Origin of the sequence: Providencia rettgeri (genome assembly GCF_023205015.1) — a bacterium.
Classification (GTDB): Bacteria; Pseudomonadota; Gammaproteobacteria; order Enterobacterales; family Enterobacteriaceae; genus Providencia; species Providencia rettgeri_E.
The window spans coordinates 1,319,039-1,341,579 of record NZ_CP096258.1 but is presented as its reverse complement, the minus strand read 5'-3'; the positions used below and the strand labels follow the sequence as shown (position 1 = coordinate 1,341,579).

Sequence of the window (22,541 nt, the reverse complement as noted above, 5' to 3'; positions counted from 1 at the left end):
ATTAATTATTTATAATCAATAAATTAAAGTAAAAAATGGAATTTCATAAACAGATAGATTGTACGATGATGCCAGATGCGTTAGCCCACTATCGAGCGTGCTAATTTGTAATACACCACTAATGTGATCTGCTCGTTTATCAGCCAACAAAATAATTTGCTTGTCTCGGTAACGATTTATTGCAGCGATAACTTCTGAAAATGTTTTCTGTTGAAAAATAATTTGCCCTTCGCGCCATACTGTAGAATGCGAGTTAACCATAGGAGTCATAGGTGTTATCTCTGACTGATATTGTGTGGCGTTTCCTGCTGGAATAACCATTTCCTGCCCTGATAATAGCGACACCTTTACACTGTGTTGGTAAACACTGACCGCCACTTCGCTATTTTCATTATCAACTGAAAATTCAGTGCCAAGCGCCTGAGTTATGCCATTTTTCGCCATAACCTGAAAAGGCCTTGGTTCCGTACTCGTTTTGGGTGCGACGGTGAAGTAAGCACGCCCCCGTAACAAATTGACTTGCCGGTACTGCGAGTTAAACGCTAATTGCAACTGTGCGCCACTGTCGAGATCTACACGGCTACCATCCGGTAAGGTGATATGCTGTATTTCACCGGTTTTCGCATAGTAATCCACTTGCTGTGTATATTGAAAATACCAAATTGACATGGATAACACACTCACTAGCACAGCCGCGGCGATCGATAAACCAACATAGCGAGGGCGTCTCTTTTTTTTCATTGCCTGTTGATTTTCTGCTGTTTGTTGTCGCGGTTTACTCGCCGTTAGTGCCCATAATTGCCGAGCACGGTAGTAAGCTGATACATGTTGTTCTGACGCATTGAGCCAAGACTGAAATGCTTCATTCTCTTGCGGCGTCAACTCGCGATGCGTTGTTTTCACAACCCACATTGCGGCTTTGTTTTCAATTTCAGATGGACTATCAGATGGCTTCATGACTAGTCTCTCCATTTATGAATTAGCATTGCCAATGCATTGGCTAAATGTTTTTCGACTGTACTTAATGAAATATTTAAATGCTGCGCCACTTCCGTTTGGGTTAATCCTTCTTCTCGATGCAAGCGAAATATCTCCTGAGTCCTGAATGGCAAAGTTTGAATAATTTTCTGAATTTGTTCTAGTTGTTGATCATAAATAACGGTAGCTTCAAGGCCTTTCACCCGCGATGGGATCTCTTCCCACTGTTGGTCACTGATCGCCATTAATCGTTGTTTTTTCTGTAGGCGGAAATGGTCGACCATCAGGTTTTTCGCAATTCGATACAAATAAGCCTCAAAATCTTGAATGGCGGGATTTTTCATCAACTCGGCCAACCGAGCAAAGCTTTCCTGCGTGATATCCATACTTAAACTATGGTCTTTAAGGTAGATGTTCAGATAACGGCATAACGACGACGAATGGCGAGCAAACAGACGCTGTAATTCTGAATCAGACATATTGATCCACAAAATAAACAATGAAAATGAGAATTATTTACATAATATAGATAATAATTTAAAATGAAAACTCTCGCGCGTATTTTTCCGTCTAAGGGCAACATCAATACAGAATCCTCTCTTTTATTGTTTTTTGTCACAGTACTTAAGCTAAGAATGATGTTTTATGATAGATTAACGCCCAATTTATTTTAGTCGCTATAAAACGGGCTTTAGTGTAAAAAACACATTTCGTAACTCGCTGGTTTACTTGCTTTTATAAGTACTGGAAATTAACTGATATAGGAACACTATGCCGAATTGCAGTCTGGCGGATCTTAGGCATGTTGTCGCTCTTGGGGGCGGGCATGGACTTGGTCGCGTGATGTCTTCACTTTCTTCTTTAGGTTCTCGTTTAACGGGTATTGTCACCACAACCGATAATGGAGGCTCTACAGGTCGTATTCGTCGTTCCGAAGGCGGGATCGCTTGGGGAGATATGCGTAACTGTTTGAATCAGCTAATTACTGAGCCATCTATTGCTTCAGCGATGTTTGAATACCGTTTCAGCGGTAATGGCGAACTTTCAGGCCATAATTTAGGTAATTTAATGTTAAAATCATTAGACCACCTAAGTGTACGCCCGCTAGAAGCCATAAATCTTATCCGCAATATGCTAAAAGTTGATGCGCAGTTGATCCCAATGTCGGAGTCTCCTGTTGATTTAATGGCTATCGATGAAATGGGCAATGAAGTATACGGTGAGGTGAATGTTGATGCCTTACATGAAATCCCACAAGAGTTACGTTTGTACCCGACCGTCAAGGCAACGAAAGAAGCCTTACAAGCCATCCACCAAGCAGATTTAATTATTATCGGCCCTGGCAGTTTTTTTACCAGTTTAATGCCATTACTGCTTTTGGATGAAATTGCGGCTGCACTGCGCGAATGTAAAGCCCCAATGATTTATATTGGCAATTTAGCAAAAGAAATCAGTTCCCCAGCTGCAAAACTGTCTTTGCCTGAAAAACTAAAAATGATGGAACATTATATTGGCTGCCAAAAAATAGATGCGTTGATCTTAGGTCCTCGCACACAAACAAGCAATATCAGCCCTGAGCGTAAAATAATCCAACGGGTACTCGAAGCTGACGATATTCCCTATCGCCATGATAGAAAGCTGTTACTACAAGCCATCGAAGAAACCATCAACTTGCTATAATTTTTCTTATTCCGCTGCTAAATACCCGCAGCGGAAAACCTTCCCTAAAATTAGCCCTATGTTTCCCATGTTTCCCATATTTCCACTAAATCTATTTTCAAAATACTTTGCGTTGTGGGTAGGCGGCAAGTGAAGGCAGCTCGGGGAGCATACATAAATATGTGACCCGAGTGACTGAACGAAACCAACCCCCTACAGCGTGAAGTATGAAGAAAATGATGAAAATTAGGAATTAGCGATAAACTGGGAGCGTATCTCCTGCAATTCATCTCGGACTCGCGCTGCCGCTTCAAATTCAAGGTCTTGAGCATGCTTATACATTTGCGCTTCAAGCTGCGAAATCCGTTGCTCCAACTCTTTTGTCGACAGTGATTGGATATCAACCGAGTTATTATTTTTGCCATTGTCTTTCGTACGGCTTTTTCCTTTACCGCCCACTTTATGGCCAATCTGTAGGATATCACCGATTTTCTTATTCAAACCTTGTGGAATGATGCCATGTTCTTCATTGAACGCCATTTGTTTCGCTCGGCGACGTTCTGTTTCTGTGATCGCTTTTTGCATGGAGTTGGTGATCCTGTCTCCATAGAGGATTGCCTTACCATTTAAGTTACGAGCCGCACGCCCTATGGTTTGAATTAGCGAACGTTCTGAACGCAAGAAACCTTCTTTGTCCGCATCCAAAATAGCCACCAGCGATACCTCTGGCATGTCTAAACCTTCTCTTAACAAGTTGATCCCGACTAATACATCAAACTCACCCAATCGCAGGTCGCGAATAATTTCCACGCGCTCAACGGTATCGATATCGGAGTGAAGATAGCGTACTCGCTCCCCGTGCTCTTCAAGATATTCCGTTAAATCCTCTGCCATGCGTTTAGTTAATGTGGTGACTAATACACGTTCATTTTTCTGCACACGTATACGAATTTCAGAAAGTAAATCATCCACTTGTGTCGAAACTGGGCGAACTTCAATAATTGGGTCAAGTAAGCCTGTTGGCCTAACAACTTGTTCAATCACTTCATTGCCTGACTTATCGAGCTCATAGTTACCCGGTGTTGCCGACACGTAAATAGTTTGCGGTGCTAAAGCCTCGAATTCTTCAAAGCGCATTGGACGGTTATCTAATGCAGAAGGGAGACGAAACCCATATTCCACTAAGGTCTCTTTTCTTGAACGATCCCCTTTATACATCGCACCTATTTGCGGAATGGTAACGTGGGACTCATCCACCACCAATAAGCCATCTGCAGGCAAATAATCAAATAATGTCGGCGGTGGCTCGCCGGGAGCACGACCGGATAAGTAGCGTGAATAGTTTTCGATTCCTGAACAATAACCGAGCTCATTCATCATTTCTAAGTCAAATTGTGTTCGTTGAGTAATGCGTTGTTCTTCAAGTAATTTATTGTTTTCCAGTAAGACTTTTCGCCTATCTGCCAATTCAACCTTAATCTGTTCCATGGCTTCAAGAATACGTTCTCTTGGTGTGACATAGTGCGTTTTTGGATAAACGGTAAAGCGAGGAACACGATGCTGTATTTGCCCTGTCAATGGGTCAAATAATGACAACCGTTCAACTTCGTCATCAAATAACTCAACACGTAAGGCATATTCGTCTGATTCTGCAGGAAAAATATCGATGACCTCACCACGGACACGGAAAGTCCCTCGTGTAAAAGCTTGGTCATTACGCGAATATTGCAAGTCCGCTAAACGCCTTAAAATTGAGCGTTGGTCGATGATCATGCCATCGGTGAGGTGCAACATCATTTTTAAGTAGCTATCTGGGTCACCCAAACCGTAAATAGCGGACACAGAAGCCACCACAATCACATCTCGGCGTTCGAGTAAGGCTTTGGTCGCAGATAGGCGCATTTGCTCAATGTGTTCGTTTACAGAGGCATCTTTTTCAATAAAAGTATCTGAGCTTGGGACGTATGCTTCAGGCTGATAATAGTCATAGTAAGAAACGAAATATTCCACCGCGTTGTCTGGAAAGAAAGCTTTCATTTCGCTATAAAGCTGTGCGGCTAAGGTTTTATTATGCGCCATTAACATGGTAGGGCGGTTCTCTTGCGCGATAACGTTGGCAATCGTGAACGTCTTACCGGACCCGGTTACACCTAATAGAGTTTGATGAGCGAGTCCATCTTGTAGCCCTTCCCTTAGTTTATGGATGGCTTCCGGCTGGTCCCCTCTCGGCTGGAAATCAGAATACAGCTTAAAATCCTTACTCATATTAACGCCCCTTAACTAGTTTCTTCCATTATGATACTGGATAAAAAACCAGCTTCAAGTATTGAAGCTAAATTTTCTGTTATTCTCCGTTCTGATATGTTTATAAAAATGTTATCCCCAAAAAAGTACTTGACCTTTTTGAAACTTTATATTTTATGCTATTGCCTTTTTATGCCGTATCTCAAATACTAATTGAAGTCTTGATTTTATTTAACCATTTGTATTTATTATAGATTAATTTAAAGTCCAGAATCACATCAAATAAAGTCAAAGCCGCTTGCCACCTAGCATAGAACTTGTTTTATAACGTTAATGCACAAGGTTATCCACAGAAATGGTGGATAACTCTTGAAGCCCTTTCGGCTCATGGATTCACGAGATCTTGAAGATTTGTTCAATGAAAGCTAAATGACAAAAAGATGGCAGTTTAATGAAAAAATTTTTACGTAGTAACCGCGATGAAAAACAGATTTTATATTTTTTATTCAGATCTGAGTGGTATTTTTACTGAAAAACTTGACAGTATTTAAGTTGAGAACGTTAAAAAAGATCGGATCCTTTTTTAACAATCGAACAACCCCAAGCCATTCACGTTGCTTGGGGAAAACATGTCTATTTTGATATAATCAAATAGTTAATAAAGAAAGATCCAAATAGCGTCCTAATTGACCACTGAGTATTTTTTGGTGCGGGATCACGCCTAAACAAGGTGCTTTAATCATTCGACTAAGTGTCGACAAATATTGCGATTGGAAAACGCCTGCAGGTTCAACTTCATTGGCTACCCAGCCTACTACTGATAAACCTGAAGCTTTGATAGATTCCATGGTTAACAGTGCATGATTTATACAACCTAACTTAACCCCAACGACCAAAATAACGGGTAACTGCTGTTCAATCACCCAATCTGCATAAGTTTTTTCTCTGGATAACGGGGTATACCAGCCACCAGCACCTTCCACTAATAGCCAATCTGCTTGGGACTTCAAATAAGCCAAACCTTTATTTATCACTGAAAATTCAATAGGTTGATTTAATTCTTCACTGATAATATGCGGTGAAGTTGGCGCCTCAAATACGATCGGGTTAATCGCCTCATAGGGTAATTTAACCTGGCTATTGGCTTGTAATAATAACGCATCACTATTACGTAGCCCCTCTGCCGTGCGTTCACTTCCTGATGCGACAGGTTTATAACCCACTGTTTTCCAACCTTGTTTCCCTGCAGCTTGCAACAAAGCACAGCTCACCACCGTTTTTCCGACTTCAGTATCTGTTCCGGTTACAAAATACACTTTAGTCACGATAAATCACTCCAAACACCGTATGATAAGTTAAAGGTAAGCCTTGCGCTTTTATTGGGTAAGCTAAGGCGAGTTGTTGCAAACGTTGGCGCGTCATCAAGCCGGCTTTACGCCCCGTAGTTAAATGTGTCGCACCAATGCCTTTAAGTGAATGTAGTAATTCTGTCAACCCAGAGAAATAGAGCGTATCTTGTTGTAAAGTAAGTTCATTTCTCCATGACTGACAACTATTTTGTATCTGCTGAGCACTGAGAAAGGTATTCACATGCGAATATCCGTCAAGTGAATACCAAGCTGAGGATAATTCAGCGAGAGAATCCTCTGCAAGTGTGGTAAATACCACAACTCCCCCCGGTTTTGTCACTCGATATAATTCACTTAATGCTTTATTGAGATCTCGGCACCATTGAACCGATAAATTGGAAAAAACCACGTCAAAGAGTTGTGGATCCAATGGAATGGATTCTATATCCGCACATAAATAATGATCGGCAACCGCTTTCGTTTGCGCCATTTCGAGCATCCCCGCAGAAAGATCTAACGCCGTGACACGATGTCCCTTCTCTTTCAGCTTATGACTAAAATACCCCGTACCGCACCCAGCATCTAAAATATCCAATGGCGCTGTTGACGATGAATGGTTTAAGACCGAAGTCAGTTGGCCAAGTAGCTGTGTTCCTGTTGATCGTTGATAACTTGCTACAGAATCATAACTCTTAGCTGCGCGGCCAAATGCCGCTGCAATTTTATGCTTTTCACGACTGAGCGATAAAGTCATGTAAAGCCTCCAATAATTGATCGATATCTTGACGTTGGTGTGCAGCGCTTAATGTGATCCGTAACCTAGCACTCCCTGGTGGAACCGTTGGCGGTCGGATCGCTTGCACCCAAATATTTTTTTGGCGTAAAAAATTGGCTAACTGTTGGCTCGCTTGGTTTTCACCAACAATTAGTGGCTGAATAGCCGTCGTTGAATTAGCCAATCTCATTCCTGAGAATTCAGCATTTTCTCTAAAATATTCAATATGTTGATTTAGATCAGCGCGCAATTCATCCGCTTGTTTAATTTGCTCAACGGCTGCTAGCAGCGCGACAGCCTGAGCAGGTGGCATTGACGTGCTATAAATTAAATGACGTGCGGATTGTACAAAAAAGTCCGCCGTAGGCTCATCACACAGTACCGCTGCGCCACTTAAACCAAATGCTTTGCCAAAGGTGACGACTAAAATTTCAGGTTTAATTCCGCTCGCAAAACAGCTGCCACGGCCTTGCTCTCCGGTAACGCCAACACCGTGAGCATCATCAACCATCAACCAAGCTTGCTGATTTCTAGCGATTTCCTGCAATTGTTGAAGGGGGGCGCTATCGCCATCCATACTAAAAACCCCTTCCGTGATGACAAGCGTTTTTCCTACAACGGGTTTTTGAATTAACTTATTTAGTGATAGAGGGTTATTATGCTGAAAGCGCCTTAATTGAGCCCCCGAATGAATCGAGGCCTCCATTATCGATGCGTGGCTGAGTTTATCAGCCAAAATACGATCATTTGCCGTCATTAATGCCGTGATCACCGCATGGTTCGCAGCAAAACCTGAAATAAACAATAAGGCTTTCGGGTAGCCTAACCAATCAGCGAGCGCTTGCTCTAATTTATCATGTGCTTTGGTGAACCCGGTAATATGCCCCGATCCCCCACTTCCCACACCATATTCATCAGCCCCACGTTGCCACGCGGCAACCACTTGAGGATGATGGGCTAATCCCAAATAATCATTGGATGAAAAATTAAGAAATTCTTTTCCAGCTAGAAAAAGCGAACGACCATTGGCACTATCAATACACTGCCGTTGACGCCAGATAGAAGCCTGCTTACGCTGCGCTATCTGGTTTTGTATAAATGATTGCCAACTCATTATACTGCTGCGTTATAAAATTGAGGGTTATCAGCGGTTAACAGCGTTTCAGCTAACTTAGCGGCGTGATGGTTATCCCCTTCGTCGGTTTCAATACGCTCAGGGTTAATATTCAGTTTTCTAAATAGTGCCAAGTCTTTATTTTCATCTGGGTTCGGCGTCGTCAGCAATTTACACCCATAGAATACGGAGTTTGCACCGGCCATAAAGCACAATGCCTGAGTTTGCTCATTCATATATTCACGACCTGCCGATAGCCTAACGTATGACGTTGGCATCATGATACGTGCAACGGCAATCGTGCGAATAAAATCAAATGCATCGACATCTTCGTTATCCGCCATTGGGGTTCCTTCAACTTTCATCAACATGTTGATCGGCACACTTTCTGGTGGCTTTGGTAAATTTGCCAATTGCACTAATAATGCCGCTCGGTCACTGATTTTTTCGCCTAAGCCTAAAATCCCACCAGAGCAGACTTTGATCCCTGCATCTCGGACATTTTCGAGTGTATTCAAGCGGTCTTGATAACTGCGAGTCGTAATAATATTGCCGTAGTATTCTGGAGAGGTATCAAGGTTATGGTTATAATAATCTAATCCTGCTTCTGCTAAGCGTTGAGCTTGGGAATTATCAATCATCCCTAATGTCATACAGGTTTCCATCCCTAATGACTTCACTTCTTTTACCATCATCTCAAGATAAGGCATATCGCGTTCTTTCGGATTCCGCCACGCAGCCCCCATACAAAAGCGGGTTGAGCCTGCTTGCTTCGCTTTTTTCGCGGATTCCAGAACTTGCTGAACTTCCATTAACTTTTCAGTTTCTAGCCCTGTTTTATAGCGCGCACTTTGCGCACAATATTTGCAATCTTCAGGGCAAGCCCCGGTTTTAATCGATAACAACGTACTCACTTGCACTTGCTGCGGGTCGAAATGTTGGCGATGAATTTGCTGTGCCTGAAATAATAATTCAAAAAAAGGCATTGAAAACAGTTCATTAGCTTGTTTTATTGTCCACTGTTTTAATTGGCTCACGGAAACTCTCCAGTTGAAAAAGTTGTTGCCAGTTTAAATATTGCGACTATCATGTCAACTAAAATGATCTAAAAAAGTTGACGATAATAGCAAATGGATAATGTAGATATTCAGTTTGATGCCAAACATATTTGGCACCCTTATACCTCGATGAGCCAACCAATTCCGGCTTACCCGATAGTTGAAGCCCATGGCGCTGAGCTAATCATGGCCGATGGAAAAAAATTAATTGATGGTATGTCTTCATGGTGGGCTGCTATTCATGGTTATAATCATCCTGTATTAAACCAAGCGGTAACAACGCAATTAGCGAAAATGTCCCATGTGATGTTTGGTGGGATCACCCACCCACCTGCTGTGAACCTATGTAAGCAATTGGTTTCTATCACACCAGAGCCGCTAGAATGTGTATTTCTTGCCGATTCCGGCTCTGTGGCGGTTGAAGTTGCTCTGAAAATGGCATTGCAATATTGGCAAGCCAAAGGGGAAAAACGTCAGCGCATCCTCACATTACGCCATGGGTATCACGGTGATACTTTCGGTGCAATGGCCGTTTGTGACCCTGATAATTCAATGCATGGCCTATATAAGGGGTATTTACCTCCGCATATTTTTGTGGAAGCGTCTCAGTGTGGTTTTTACGACGAATGGCACAGCGCCGATTTGCATCCTCTTGAGATACAACTTGCTGAGAATAGCGATGAAATTGCGGCGATCATCCTTGAACCGATCGTTCAAGGGGCTGGTGGCATGCGTATCTATCACCCTGAATATTTAAAGGGAGTCCGCCATTTGTGCGATCAGTATGGTTTGCTATTGATTGCTGATGAAATTGCGACTGGTTTTGGTCGTACAGGGAAACTATTCGCTTGTGAGCATGCTGATATATCACCCGACATTATGTGTTTGGGTAAAGCATTAACCGGTGGTTATATGACCCTTTCGGCAACAATTACAACCCGCCATGTGGCAGAAACCATTAGCAATGGGGAAGCGGGTTGTTTTATGCATGGCCCAACCTTTATGGGAAATCCTCTTGCCTGTGCTGTGGCCGATGCCAGTTTGACCTTATTACTCAATAGCCCTTGGCAGGAAACCGTTGCGACTATCGAACAACAACTTAAAGCTGAACTGATGCCTTTAATCTCCCACCCAAGCGTGGCAGATGTGCGCGTTTTGGGTGCCATTGGCGTGGTTGAAATGAAGCAGCCTGTCAACACAGCGGCTTTACAAAAAGTATTTGTAGAAAATGGCGTTTGGGTTCGCCCATTCGGCAAACTGATTTATGTGATGCCACCGTATATCATCACCCCCGAGCAACTCAGTAAAGTGACAAATACAATGGCAAACGTGTTGAGATAACGCAATAAATTCAATCTTAATCTAAGTCGATTTTTTACTGAATTTTTAACTAGAGAATCTTCTAAATAATTCGAGTTATAGCAAGGCGGCAATCGAGGATATCTTGGGGAGCATACACAAGTATGTGACCCAAGTAGCCGAGTGAAGCCAACACCGCTATAGCTCGAAGTATGACGAAGATTAAAGGATAGTGATCCACATAGGACCTTTCCCTACCCCATAACGTGCTAACAAACGCAATTTCCCCGTAATTGGGTCAATTTCAGAGACTGAAATATGGTCTGATTTTTGCCCACTGGAAATTAAGAAACGCCCTGTTGCATCAATATTAAAGCCCCTTGGGTGCGTCTCTGTTGGGTAGCGTGCTTCTAATGTTAGCTCGCAACCGTCATCAGAAACCAGATAGTGGCTAAGGTAGCTTTCTGAGCGCTCACTAACATATAAATGGCGGCCATCTGGCGTAATATGGATATCGGCAGCCCAGCGCTGGCTTTCGTTACCTAATGGGTAATTTGCCAAAGTTTGCATGTTACGATAGCGAGTAAATTTACGATACACGCCTACCGTTGAATCTAGCTCATTCACACAATAAATAACTTTTTCAGTTGGATGGAAGGCTAAGTGACGAGGACCCGATTGCGCAGCCGTGGTAATCTGATCTGCGGTGGCTTCAGTTAAATAACCATTTTCATGTAAATTGAATAAACGGATATGGTCTTCGCCCAAGCAAGGAACCCAAAGCTGTTGATTATCCACATCAACATGGGAAGAATGTGGATTACGTAAGCCTTCAATCACCTGAACAACGCGATCTGGAACGCCTTCTTCATTAATGGTTAACACTGATAAGTTATGTTGATGGTATGAAGGAACAAATAGATATTTGCCAGTATTATCAAGGGATAAATGAACCGGTGTACCAGGAATTGATGTCTCCGCTTTTAAACGTAGTAACCCTTTTTTTTCAATCTCATAGGTTACAACACGGAAATTTGGGCGTACACCAATATAAAGGTGTTTTTTATCATGGCTCAGTACCATAGGCTGCACTTGGCCTGGTGTATTTACCGTTTGCAGAAGAGTAAGCTCCCCTACCTCATTCATCGACCACACGTGAATTTGCTGACTTTCGGGACTCGCAATATAAACAACCTGATTCATCCTGACTCCTTAATTCATGATAAAAATACAAAACCGTATCTATCGTCCACTATATTGACTGCACTATACTCTATATGAGGTAAATTACGTTGGGTAAATAGCGCCATTGCGGCTGTTATATATCGTATCAAGAAAAAATAATAATGATACTAAAACGGTTCAGTTAACGTTATGATGATAAATCATATCAAGTTGACTATTTTTATAGCAATAATTTCTCGTTACTATTAAAAATTCATCCTCTGCCTATCTCTGCCTCTTTAGGCAGATAGGTCATTACTAAATCACGTGGAGCCGTTTATGTCATACCGCGTTATTGCGCTCGATCTTGATGGAACACTGCTTGATCACCAAAAGAAAATTCTGCCAGAATCTTTAGCCGCCTTACAAGAAGCACGTCGCCAAGGCGTTAAAGTGATCATCGTCACTGGCCGCCATCATGTTGCGATTCACCCGTTTTATCAAACTTTAGATCTTGATACCCCCGCCATTTGCTGTAACGGAACCTACCTATACGACTATTTAGGTAAAAAAGTTCTAAAATCAGACCCTATGACCCTCGATTCCGTCACGCAAATGATCGACAAGCTGCGTGGAACGGATATTCAGCATTTAATGTATGTTGATAACGCTATGTTATACAACGCAAAAACAGAGGGAATCCAGCGTACACTTAATTGGGCGGAATCATTACCTGCTGCACAGCGTCCTACTATCGAGTTCGTAGAAGACTATGCAAATGTGATGCATGATTATGATTTTATTTGGAAATTTGCCGTTAGCTCACCGAATATTGATCAGCTCCATCAGGTCGTTAGCGAAATTGAAAATGACTTTGGTTTAGATTGTGAATGGTCTTGGGCAGATCAAGTGGATGTCGGCCGCAAAGGCAATAGCAAAGGCCAACGCTTAAAGGAATGGGTTGAATCTCAAGGGATGACAATGAATGATGTTGTCGCTTTTGGAGATAATTTCAATGATTTAAGCATGCTAACCACCGCTGGTCTCGGTGTCGCAATGGGCAATGCCGTGGATGAAATCAAACAGCAGGCTAAATTAGTCACTCGCATCAACACAGAGCCGGGTATTGCTGAAGTTATCCGCAAATACGTTCTGTAATCTACTCATTAATTATCAATTCAAGGAAAGCTCAGCTTTCCTTTTTGTTTTGATAAAATTTTAACCCTCGAGGTAGTTTATACTACAGCTGAATGTAGCCAACAACGCGGTAGCATGAGCTATAACGGGGATTTAGAGGTGGCGAGAAAGCGACACCGCCTTCACCTGCGCGTAGACTTTACGTCCTTTGCGAATAGAAAGCTCATCCCTTGCCCAGCGAGTGATCCGCGCCCATAAATAATGTTCTTCGCCTAAATCGAGTTTCACATCCACTTGTTCAGCATCTTCAATCCATTCAACCACTTCTGCGGCTAAAATATTGCGAATGCTGCTCACTTGTGGTTTTTCGAGTACCAAAGATACATCCGATGCATCAATACGTATCCGAACGTTAGTGCCTTGTCGTGCGTCAACTCTAGGGATCCACAGTTTTTGATGACCAACAGTCACGGCGGTCATCTCATAATCAGGGTGCTGACTATGTACGGTTGCACTGACCACACTGCTCAGTGTTTCTTGCTGTAACCAAGGGCGCAATGCACTACTTGCCCAAACCTCTTCCAAGGCGCCAAACGCTTTAACTTTTCCTTGCGCCATCACAATGACTTTGTCAGCCAGACGTAAAATCTCATCCAAGCTATGACTGACATACAAAATGGGGATTTTAACGTCTTGGGACAGTTTCTCTAGGTAGGGCAATAATTCGCGTTTTCGAGGTAAATCTAAAGAGGCTAACGGCTCATCCATCAGCAAAATCTCAGGGGCTGTCAATAGCGCTCGCCCAATAGCGACACGCTGTTTTTCACCGCCAGATAGTGTGATGGGATAACGATTGAGCAGTTTTTCTATACCCAGTAAGCCCACAATATCATCAAAGCGGTCTTTCATTACGGGGGACATGCCATAACGCAAATTGTTTTTCACTCGATAATGAGGAAATAACCGTGCATCTTGAAATACATAGCCGATATGGCGCTGCTCAGGCGGTAAACAAATGCCTTTTTCGATATCCACCAATGTGCGACCATTTAAAACAACGCGCCCTGTATTGGGTTTTGTTAACCCACCTATCACATTGATAAGCGAGGTTTTACCTGCACCTGAAAGCCCAAAAACCGCGGTAATACTTTCCGTTGGCAATTGTGTTGTGACTTCAAGCTGTAAGTCCCCTAGTTTTTGAGAAAAATCGAGTTCTAACATGCTAAGCCACCCCCAAACGCTTTTTACCCCAACGGGTGAGCCACTCTGAAATCAATAATGAAATCAAGGCTAAAATAATTGCGATCACACATAAGCGTGCCGCGTCTACCTCAGCTCCCGGCGTTTCAATTAAGGTGTACATCGCTAATGGGATGGTTTGTGTTTCACCAGGTATATTCGATACAAACGTGATTGTTGCACCAAATTCACCCAGTGAGCGTGCAAATGCTAATACCGTTCCGACAATAATACCGGGAAGAGAAAGCGGAATAGTGATCGTAAAAAAGACACGTAGCGGTGTTGCGCCTAGTGTCCTCGCGGCTAGTTCTAATTTTTGGTCAACAGCCTCAAGCGCTAGACGGATAGCACGCACCATCAGTGGAAATGCAACCACCGCAGATGCAAGTGCAGCACCACGCCAACTAAAAGTAAAACTAAAGCCAAACCAGTTATATAACCACTCACCGATAAAACCGCGTTTACCCATACTGATCAACAGTAAATAACCCACGACCACTGGCGGCAGCACCAGTGGTAGATGGATAATACTATCGAGCAGTGTTTTTCCAGGAAAATTACAGCGAACTAGCACCCATGCTACTAAAATACCTAATGGCAAACTAAAAATGACTGCCACACTGGATACTTTTAGGCTTAGGTAAATCGCTTCCCATTCATAAGGACTTAACATCTGCAAAAAAATGCTCTCTTAACGTTTATTGAGTACGAGGTTCAAAACCGTAGCGTTTGAATACTTCTGAAGCCGCTGGAGTTTTTAAGTATTCATAATAATCACGCGTTGCTTGGTTATCTTGATCTTTAACAATTGCCATTGGGTATTCAACAGGTTTATGAGTATCCGCAGGGAATACACCGACCACTTTGACTTTTTGGCTTGCTACGGCATCAGAACCATAAACAATCCCTAAAGGGGCTTCTTGACGTTCAACTAATGCCATACCGCTACGCACGTTATTTGTACGTGCTAATAGTGGATTAACCGTTTCCCATGCACCTAAGTTGCTTAATGCCTCTTTTGCATAGATACCAACTGGAACGTGGTCAGGGTCACCAACAGCTAAACGGCCACCGTCTAACAGTTTTTTCCAGTCCGTTTGTTTATTAATTTCAACTTTATCGATTTTTGCATCTTTCGGTGCGATTAGCACCAACTCATTACCTAATAATGTATAGCGCGTATCTTCCACCATCAACTTTTTATCGATAGCGTAATCCATCCATTGCTGATCAGCAGAAATGAACAAGTTAGCGGGTGCACCTTGCTCAATTTGACGCGCTAATGTTGAAGAAGACGCATAAGAAGCAACAACGTCAACTTTTGTGTCTTTCTTATACTGCTCTGAAATTTCGTTCAATGCATTTGTCAAAGAAGCCGCTGCAAAAACCGTAATTTTATCAGCTGCAAAGCTATTGCTAGCCATCGCTAACGTCAATGTTGCGCCAGCAAGAAGTGATACCAAACCTTTTTTCATTTTTATCTACCCTAGTATTTATCGACACGTTATATATAACAGGACACAGCGATAACTTAAAGTCAAACTCGTGATAAAAGTGTGCTGGCGCAAGAAATGATGCAATTTTGTTGTATCTTATCTCTAAAATCTCACGAATGATGAAAAATTCCCTACCCATAAAATCGTTTTTATATAGAGAACAATTTATATCCTTTGTAACTTTATCGGCACAAATTGTGCACATTTCAGTATTTCATTCCATTTTTATAAACCACATAGCAAAGGTAATGATATGGTGATGTTTCCAGCAAAACTAACTACTCATCTTATGGCCGAGTTAACAGTCGAACAATTTAATGGGTTGTTTGATAAAAAAATAGCGCCTGAAACCTTAGATTCTTTAGCAGAATCAGCGGGTAATGGGAACTTAGAGAGCATTGATTTACTACACAATATCGCTCTACGGCACGACAGCGAAGGAAGAAAAGCAGAAAATATTCTGTTTGATTTATTTAGTGGAAAGCTACCCGCAAAGAAAGGTATAGATAAAGAAATACAAGAAACGAGCAAAAAATTATATCAATTACACCTTAATACAAAAATCAAAAAACACCTAACAGACTCGAAACTAACGACCCCTTCTAAACTCCTCTATATTGTCGGATCTGCAATAGAAAAAGTTATTGATAAAATTAGTTTAACAAAACTATTGATGAAAAATGAACCCAAGGGATCCACTCTTTGGGATAATAACAGGATGACAACAAGTGATGAGATTGATGCAAGCAATAAAAATAACCCAACGTTGCCATCAAACATGACCATCAATTGCTCAATAGGACTTATGCAAAATGGCTACAATTTATTAGCCGATGTAATTGAACAAAAAATTTTAAATAACAAAACATTAGATAAATGTGAGTTATTTCCTATCAATATCAATGATAATCATTGGATCTTAGCTGTGTTCTATCAGCCAGAACATAAGCAAGATATGAAATGTGTCGTCTTTAATTCATACCAAAATGTCAGCCTTGAAATTACTAATGAAATAGCAAAAGCCGCAGAAAAGGCAGGTATCATAGAAAAAGATATAACCTATATTGAAGGGAATATCCAACAACAAGTCCCTAACGGATGTGGATTATTTGTTGTTGAAGCTATTAAGCAACTCACTGAAAATAATCAGCAAGATCCTTATGATACATTAAAAGAATTTCAAGAAAATTTTATAAAAAAGACGATGGCTGAACAAAAAGAGTTTAATATTCAAAACCGCAGACAGCTATATTCAAATTACCATGATAGCAAATATCTATCATTATAATGCCCACTGCTATATGAAAAACCCCCTGACAGCATTTACCATCAAGGGGTCTATAATTAATTCGAATAGTATTCGCTAAACGTTACTTATTCTCAGTATTGTGATGATGAGGTACGTGCGCTTTAGACAGTAAGTTAAAGAACGCACCAAGACCATAAATCAAGCCCATGATCAAAAACATCACGACAGGAACCATCATCAGGGCAAAACCCAAACTTTTAATTAGTTCAAACATAGGAAAAAACCTCTTCAGTGATACTGTACCCACCAGCCTACAAGATACGCTGACGAGGGAAAACTTGACTCTCAATATATTGAGTATAAATCAAATCAAAATAATAACGCACAATTACGTTATAATGGAGACTATTTTAGACAAAATATTATACTAACGACATACTAAACGTGCTTTTTACGTCTGTCATCACCAGCCACACCGGAAGGGAGGAATTTATGCAGGCCGAAATTTTACTCACATTGAAACTACAGGGCAGTTTATTTGCTGATCCTCGCCGTATCGCGCTACTAAAACAAATTAAAGCGACAGGGTCAATCAGCCAAGGTGCCAAACTTGCAGGGATCAGCTATAAAAGTGCTTGGGATGCCATCAATGAAATGAATCAGCTTACTGATGATATCCTTGTTGACCGTGCAACTGGGGGTAAAGGCGGTGGCGGTACAACACTCACTCACTATGGTGAGCGATTACTTCAACTATATGATCTACTAGCACAAATTCAGCAAAAAGCCTTTGATGTACTCAAAGAAGATAATCTCCCTTTAGACAGCTTATTAGCAGCTATTTCGCGTTTTTCACTGCAAACTAGTGCCCGCAACCAGTTTTTTGGGACTTTAATTGCACGCGACCACATGCAAGTTCAGCAACATGTGCAAATTCGCTTGTCAGATAACAGTACGGTGATTAATGCCGCACTAACAGAGCAGAGTGCTAACCGTTTAGGGTTAACGGAAGGTAAAGAAGTGCTCGCATTAATTAAAGCACCTTGGGTCAAAATTACTAAACAGCCTAACCCAACAGGCTTTGATAACCATCTTGAAGGGAAAATTACCACCTTAGAGCGGGGTGATGAGAACAGTGAAGTGATTGTGACACTCACAGGTGGTGAAACATTATGTTCAACCATGCCAAACAGTGAAATTGATAATCAATCGTTGAAAGTGAATAATAGCGTTACCGCATTATTCAATGCGGACCAAGTAATTGTTGCCACACTTTGTTAGTTTGCCTTGCTTACTTACAATAAAAGTAAGTAAGCATTCACCTTTTTTCCTTATCATATCGTTCTGTTGTTGACTTTAGCTTCAATCCTGATTATTTGTGATAGATGACTCGGTAAATAATCATGATAAGGAAGCTTGATGGGCACAATAACAATACAACATGGCAACTTTAAGCTCAGTGAAATACAAACTTTAGACATTCAACAACTTAACATCGAAAAAGGGGAAAGTTGGGCTTTTATTGGTGCTAATGGCAGCGGTAAATCTTCACTTGCTCGGGTACTTTCCAATGAGCTCCCACCACTTTCTGGCGTAGTAAAAAATACATTCACCTCTCCGGTTCGTCTATCATTTGAACAATTACAAAAAATCATCAATGAAGAGTGGCAGCGCAATAACACTGATCTGCTCAGTGATGATGAAGATGACACAGGGTATACCGCCGCTGAAATCATCCAATTTAACCATAAAGACAATGAATATTGCCTCGAGCTTGCCGCTCGCTTCGGTATCAGTGACTTGTTGTCTCGTCGGTTTAAATACCTATCCACAGGAGAAACACGCAAGGTACTATTATGCCAAACATTAATGGGCAACCCTGACCTACTGATCCTCGATGAGCCATTTGATGGTCTAGATGTCTATTCCAGAGGCCATCTTAGCGAGCTGCTATCCAGTTTGTCTGAAAAAGGCTTAACTTTAATATTAGTTCTAAACCGCTTCGATGAGCTCCCAGACTTTATTGAAAACATCGGTGTCGTCGCTGACTGCAAGTTAACCATGGCAGGAGATAGAGAGTCAGTACTCGCTAACACGCTAATAACGCAATTACAACACAGCGAGAAAATTAAGCGGCTTTCCATCCCTGAAACAGAGGACCCCACCACAGACGAAAAACTGGATGACACGACACCTCGTATTATTTTGAAAAATGGAACTGTTAGCTACAATGACAAACCGATATTGCACGGGTTAAATTGGCAGGTAAACCCAAACGAACACTGGCAAATTATCGGTGAAAATGGGGCTGGAAAATCAACGTTACTGAGCCTGATCACAGGGGATCACCCTCAAGGTTATAGTAATGACTTAACCTTATTTGGTCACCGTCGTGGAACAGGAGAAACCATATGGGATATCAAGCGTCATATTGGTTACGTCAGCAATAGCATTCACCAAGAATACCGTGTCGCAACCAGCGTACTCAATGTGATTATTTCCGGTTTTCATGATTCTATTGGCTTGTACCAAACCCCTTCCGACCGCCAAATCCAATTAGCGTATGAATGGTTAGCTTTGTTAGGTTTTTCAACGCAAATAGCTCAGAACCCTTTCCACAGTCTTTCGTGGGGGCAACAGCGCTTAGTTCTAATAGCCAGAGCTCTGGTTAAACACCCTGCCATGCTAATTTTAGATGAGCCATTGCAAGGGCTCGATGGCCTTAATAGGTTGTTAGTTCTGCGGTTTATTGATGTCATGCTAAGCCAAGGTAACACACAGCTCTTGTTTGTCAGCCATCATCAAGAAGACGCTCCTGCTTGTATTACACATCGGCTCACTTTTGTCCCTGACAATGGGACATACCGTTACGATATTGAAGAACTTTAATTTTTAACTTATTTGCCAATAGATACGATAAAACTATTGGCAAATTCAATCTACTGTTTAATAGATAGCGACGAAATCACATGTTTACAATTAATTGATTTTATTTAATTTGTCATTTTTTTGATTATTTTAAATTAGAAAGTTCACACAAAACCATTACACTGCGCCCCTTCTAATAATTTAGACATCTTAATGGGTATTTTTATGGCTTGGTTAATGTTAGCCTCTTCACTCACAGCGCTTGCAACACATCGTTTAATTGCACTTTTTTTACTCGTATGCACAATTATTACCGCAGCACTTACACAGCTTATTGATTGGCAAGCAATTCTGTTATTGATTTGTATTACAATAATTGCCATTATTCGTTTGCGTTTCCAACACTATCTATCCATCAAAATTATCAGTGAAATCACCTTACTAACATGTACGATTGGGTTATTTATTCACTTATTCCCTGGGTTTAATAACCTGAGATATCTCGATAAAGTTACCGTAGGGGAACATAGTGCTCCTTTCACAATGTATTTTAATTTTGATAAAGCACTGGTTCCTTTTATTTTACTCGCCTGCTTACCCACATTATTTGTTTGCCGGCCAGCCAAACATGCAACTAAAGTTCAGTGGGCTCTGCTGGTTGTTTCTGTGCCACTTTTATTACTGATTGCGACAGCCGCCGGTGGATTAGCCTTTGAATGGCATTTTCCAAGTTGGTTACCTGCTTTTGTGCTCTGTAATCTATTTTTTGTTTCATTAGCTGAAGAAGCACTATTTCGAGGTTATTTTCAGCAACGTTTAACCCTTTGGTTTAAATCCCCATACCTCGCATTAGTGATTGCTTCGCTATTATTTGGCGCCGTGCATTTTGCAGGTGGGCCGTTGCTAATTCTTTTCGCTACGTTAGCGGGTTTGATTTATGGCCTAGCTTGGATGTGGAGCGGTAAATTATGGCTTGCTGTATCGATTCACTTCGGGTTAAATTTGGGGCATCTGTTATTTTTTACTTATCCTGTAAAAATGGTGATGAGTCAATAAAAAGGCAAGTCAACGAATTTTAAACTGAGTTTCACATGAAAGTTTCTTTGATCGTGACTTTTTTGATTTGGTTTAGATAAAACGTAAGTTGCTACTGGCGTTCGAGTTGACTATCCCTATAATGTAGGTCAGCAATAATTCATTTTTAATTTGAGTGTACTGATAGGAGTTTTAGCTATGGCTGTAACTAAACTGGTTTTAGTAAGACACGGTGAAAGTGAGTGGAACAAAGAGAACCGCTTCACCGGTTGGACTGATGTAGAACTGTCTGATAAAGGCCGCGAAGAAGCAAAAATTGCAGGCCAACTGCTAAAAGACGAAGGTTTTGTTTTTGATTTTGCTTACACTTCCGTTCTGAAACGCGCTATCCATACTTTATGGAATATCCTTGATCAAGTTGAACAACAATGGTTGCCTGTTGAAAAAAGCTGGAAACTGAATGAACGCCATTACGGTGCACTGCAAGGTTTGGACAAATCAGAAACTGCGGCAAAATACGGTGACGAACAAGTTAAATTATGGCGTCGTGGTTTTGCCATCACCCCTCCTGAATTGACTAAAGATGATGAGCGTTTCCCTGGCCATGACCCTCGCTATGCGAAACTGTCAGAAAAAGAGCTACCTGTCACTGAAAGCTTAGCAACTACGATCGAACGTGTTATCCCTTATTGGGAAGAAGTGATTAAACCTCGCGTTGCTAGCGGTGAAAAAGTCATCATTGCAGCTCACGGTAACTCTTTACGCGCCTTAGTTAAATATTTAGATAACATGGGTGAAGATGAAATTCTAAACCTGAATATCCCAACTGCGGTTCCAATGGTTTATGAATTCGATGAAAACATGAAACCAATCAAACGTTACTATTTAGGTAACCAAGATGAAATCGCAGCTAAACAAGCTGCTGTAGCAAACCAAGGTAAAGCGAAGTAAGCACTTACGGTTATTATCAATAGAGGGTTAAGCGAAAGCTTAGCCCTTTTTTGTTATGATTATCTTCCTTTCCCACAAAATTCATTAACTCAAGGTGTAAGAAATCACAATAACCGATTATCATAGGGAAAACAGATTGAAAGGTTGATAAAACAGTAAAATGAATAAATTTAATATGTATGTTTGGGTTGGTCTTGTACTTAGTGCCAGTATATTAGGTTCTCTGTTATATATGATCCAAGGCGGTGAACTCGTCGTTGATGGTTCAAATGGTGCTGCTAATGCCGAACTGATGAAAACCTTAATGATCATTGCTTGTGTCAGTTTTCCAGTACAAATTATTAGTATGATGGTGATGACTTATAAACCTAGGTTATCCATTGTTCTTGCCGTATTAAGTAGCCTCGCATTAATGCCAATCACCATTGTGTTTACCATGGGCATGATTTTCTCTGCGATCCGTTGGCGTTATCACCAGTTAACCCAATTTGATACCTCTTTAAATGTTCAATTTGACCAACGCGTTGAGTTTAACAAACGCAATAACCGTATTTTAGTCGTTGCACTTGGTTTAATCAGTGTCACTTTTATTATATTGAGCCAAAGTTTGGGGATGTTCCTCTTTGTTTTCACCATTTTCCTTGGTTACTTTGGCAAAAAAGCGAGTGATGGTGTCTATTTAGCGACTAAAGATTCCTATTTCTATATTCGCCCAAATATTTTTGCCTACTGCTATCGTATTCCATTAAAAGAGGTGAAATATGTTAAAGGCGAGAAAGGTAAAGTACACTTTGATGTTCAGACCGATAATGGAGTACTACAATTAACGGCAACACCAGCGAATGCAACACCGGAAGAAAAAACAAAATTGGATACCTTCCTTCGCCAAATTCCCCAAAATCAGTAACTGGTTGATAAAATGGCTG

General features: G+C 41.3%; 21 protein-coding genes. 9 read left to right on the top strand and 12 right to left on the bottom strand.

Annotated features, from left to right (window positions below; translation table 11 throughout):
- Window positions 1-15: 15 nt before the first annotated feature.
- Together M0M83_RS05880 and M0M83_RS05875 are read right to left on the bottom strand one after the other, a co-directional pair.
- Entirely contained in the window at window positions 16-957 is a 942-nt protein-coding gene (locus M0M83_RS05880; RefSeq protein WP_213913446.1) for a FecR family protein, read from the bottom strand.
- 2 nt (window positions 958-959) lie between these two features.
- Window positions 960-1,457 (bottom strand): RNA polymerase sigma factor, encoded by a 498-nt coding sequence (locus tag M0M83_RS05875; protein WP_125893394.1) that lies wholly within the window; start codon window positions 1,455-1,457, stop codon window positions 960-962.
- Window positions 1,458-1,749: 292 nt separating this feature from the next.
- Between M0M83_RS05875 and M0M83_RS05870 the strand changes: the two genes are divergently transcribed.
- Window positions 1,750-2,658 carry a gluconeogenesis factor YvcK family protein gene (locus M0M83_RS05870; RefSeq protein WP_125893396.1) on the top strand — a complete coding sequence of 303 codons (909 nt, stop codon included), beginning with the start codon at window positions 1,750-1,752 and terminating at the stop codon, window positions 2,656-2,658.
- A 225-nt stretch (window positions 2,659-2,883) separates the two neighbouring features.
- Here the strand turns inward: M0M83_RS05870 and uvrB are convergent, their stop codons facing one another.
- The 5 genes from uvrB to bioB all read right to left on the bottom strand — a co-directional run bounded on the left by uvrB (window position 2,884) and on the right by bioB (window position 9,156).
- Window positions 2,884-4,902 carry an excinuclease ABC subunit UvrB gene (gene uvrB / locus M0M83_RS05865; RefSeq protein WP_248467833.1) on the bottom strand — a complete coding sequence of 673 codons (2,019 nt, stop codon included), beginning with the start codon at window positions 4,900-4,902 and terminating at the stop codon, window positions 2,884-2,886.
- A gap of 626 nt (window positions 4,903-5,528) precedes the next feature.
- Window positions 5,529-6,206, bottom strand: a complete 678-nt coding sequence (bioD, locus tag M0M83_RS05860; RefSeq protein WP_248467832.1) for a dethiobiotin synthase — start codon at window positions 6,204-6,206, stop codon at window positions 5,529-5,531.
- Window positions 6,199-6,984, bottom strand: coding sequence for a malonyl-ACP O-methyltransferase BioC (gene bioC, locus M0M83_RS05855; protein ID WP_248467831.1), 786 nt, complete (start codon window positions 6,982-6,984; stop codon window positions 6,199-6,201). Before bioC ends, bioD begins: the two co-directional genes overlap by 8 nt.
- Complete coding sequence (gene bioF / locus M0M83_RS05850; RefSeq protein WP_248467830.1) at window positions 6,962-8,119, bottom strand: 8-amino-7-oxononanoate synthase; 1,158 nt, start codon at window positions 8,117-8,119, stop codon at window positions 6,962-6,964. Before bioF ends, bioC begins: the two co-directional genes overlap by 23 nt.
- Window positions 8,119-9,156 (bottom strand): biotin synthase BioB, encoded by a 1,038-nt coding sequence (gene bioB, locus M0M83_RS05845; protein ID WP_248467829.1) that lies wholly within the window; start codon window positions 9,154-9,156, stop codon window positions 8,119-8,121. The genes bioF and bioB overlap by 1 nt, the downstream gene beginning before the upstream one ends.
- A gap of 93 nt (window positions 9,157-9,249) precedes the next feature.
- Between bioB and bioA the strand changes: the two genes are divergently transcribed.
- Window positions 9,250-10,518: an adenosylmethionine--8-amino-7-oxononanoate transaminase gene (gene bioA, locus M0M83_RS05840; RefSeq protein WP_248467828.1), complete on the top strand. Its 1,269-nt coding sequence runs from the start codon at window positions 9,250-9,252 to the stop codon at window positions 10,516-10,518.
- A gap of 180 nt (window positions 10,519-10,698) precedes the next feature.
- On the opposite strand, the gene pgl is transcribed toward bioA, so the two are convergent.
- Complete coding sequence (pgl, locus tag M0M83_RS05835; protein ID WP_248467827.1) at window positions 10,699-11,679, bottom strand: 6-phosphogluconolactonase; 981 nt, start codon at window positions 11,677-11,679, stop codon at window positions 10,699-10,701.
- A gap of 300 nt (window positions 11,680-11,979) precedes the next feature.
- On the opposite strand from pgl, the gene M0M83_RS05830 reads away from it, so the two are divergent.
- Window positions 11,980-12,798: a pyridoxal phosphatase gene (locus tag M0M83_RS05830; RefSeq protein WP_125893412.1), complete on the top strand. Its 819-nt coding sequence runs from the start codon at window positions 11,980-11,982 to the stop codon at window positions 12,796-12,798.
- Window positions 12,799-12,930: 132 nt separating this feature from the next.
- Here the strand turns inward: M0M83_RS05830 and modC are convergent, their stop codons facing one another.
- Genes modC through modA form a run of 3 tightly spaced genes read right to left on the bottom strand, consistent with a single transcriptional unit; the run spans window position 12,931 to window position 15,491 of the window.
- On the bottom strand, window positions 12,931-13,998 hold the full coding sequence (modC, locus tag M0M83_RS05825; RefSeq protein WP_248467826.1) for a molybdenum ABC transporter ATP-binding protein ModC: 1,068 nt from the start codon (window positions 13,996-13,998) through the stop codon (window positions 12,931-12,933).
- Between the two features lies 1 nt (window position 13,999).
- The gene (gene modB, locus M0M83_RS05820; protein WP_004256724.1) at window positions 14,000-14,689 is read right to left on the bottom strand and encodes a molybdate ABC transporter permease subunit; all 690 of its coding nucleotides are present in this window, start codon (window positions 14,687-14,689) and stop codon (window positions 14,000-14,002) included.
- A gap of 25 nt (window positions 14,690-14,714) precedes the next feature.
- Complete coding sequence (modA, locus tag M0M83_RS05815; protein WP_423811130.1) at window positions 14,715-15,491, bottom strand: molybdate ABC transporter substrate-binding protein; 777 nt, start codon at window positions 15,489-15,491, stop codon at window positions 14,715-14,717.
- Window positions 15,492-15,765: 274 nt separating this feature from the next.
- On the opposite strand from modA, the gene M0M83_RS05810 reads away from it, so the two are divergent.
- Window positions 15,766-16,800 (top strand): ElaD/SseL family deubiquitinase, encoded by a 1,035-nt coding sequence (locus M0M83_RS05810; RefSeq protein WP_248467825.1) that lies wholly within the window; start codon window positions 15,766-15,768, stop codon window positions 16,798-16,800.
- An 82-nt stretch (window positions 16,801-16,882) separates the two neighbouring features.
- Here M0M83_RS05810 and M0M83_RS05805 read toward each other — a convergent pair whose 3' ends face one another.
- Window positions 16,883-17,035, bottom strand: coding sequence for an AcrZ family multidrug efflux pump-associated protein (locus M0M83_RS05805; protein WP_004909125.1), 153 nt, complete (start codon window positions 17,033-17,035; stop codon window positions 16,883-16,885).
- A gap of 218 nt (window positions 17,036-17,253) precedes the next feature.
- On the opposite strand from M0M83_RS05805, the gene modE reads away from it, so the two are divergent.
- The 5 genes from modE to M0M83_RS05780 all read left to right on the top strand — a co-directional run bounded on the left by modE (window position 17,254) and on the right by M0M83_RS05780 (window position 22,522).
- The gene (modE, locus tag M0M83_RS05800) at window positions 17,254-18,042 is read left to right on the top strand and encodes a molybdenum-dependent transcriptional regulator (protein ID WP_213913438.1); all 789 of its coding nucleotides are present in this window, start codon (window positions 17,254-17,256) and stop codon (window positions 18,040-18,042) included.
- 138 nt (window positions 18,043-18,180) lie between these two features.
- Complete coding sequence (modF, locus tag M0M83_RS05795) at window positions 18,181-19,650, top strand: molybdate ABC transporter ATP-binding protein ModF (RefSeq protein ID WP_248467824.1); 1,470 nt, start codon at window positions 18,181-18,183, stop codon at window positions 19,648-19,650.
- 204 nt (window positions 19,651-19,854) lie between these two features.
- Entirely contained in the window at window positions 19,855-20,685 is an 831-nt protein-coding gene (locus M0M83_RS05790) for a CPBP family intramembrane glutamic endopeptidase (RefSeq protein WP_125893424.1), read from the top strand.
- Between the two features lie 177 nt (window positions 20,686-20,862).
- Entirely contained in the window at window positions 20,863-21,615 is a 753-nt protein-coding gene (gene gpmA / locus M0M83_RS05785; protein ID WP_125893426.1) for a 2,3-diphosphoglycerate-dependent phosphoglycerate mutase, read from the top strand.
- Window positions 21,616-21,775: 160 nt separating this feature from the next.
- Window positions 21,776-22,522, top strand: a complete 747-nt coding sequence (locus M0M83_RS05780; RefSeq protein ID WP_213913436.1) for a hypothetical protein — start codon at window positions 21,776-21,778, stop codon at window positions 22,520-22,522.
- Window positions 22,523-22,541 lie beyond the last annotated feature (19 nt).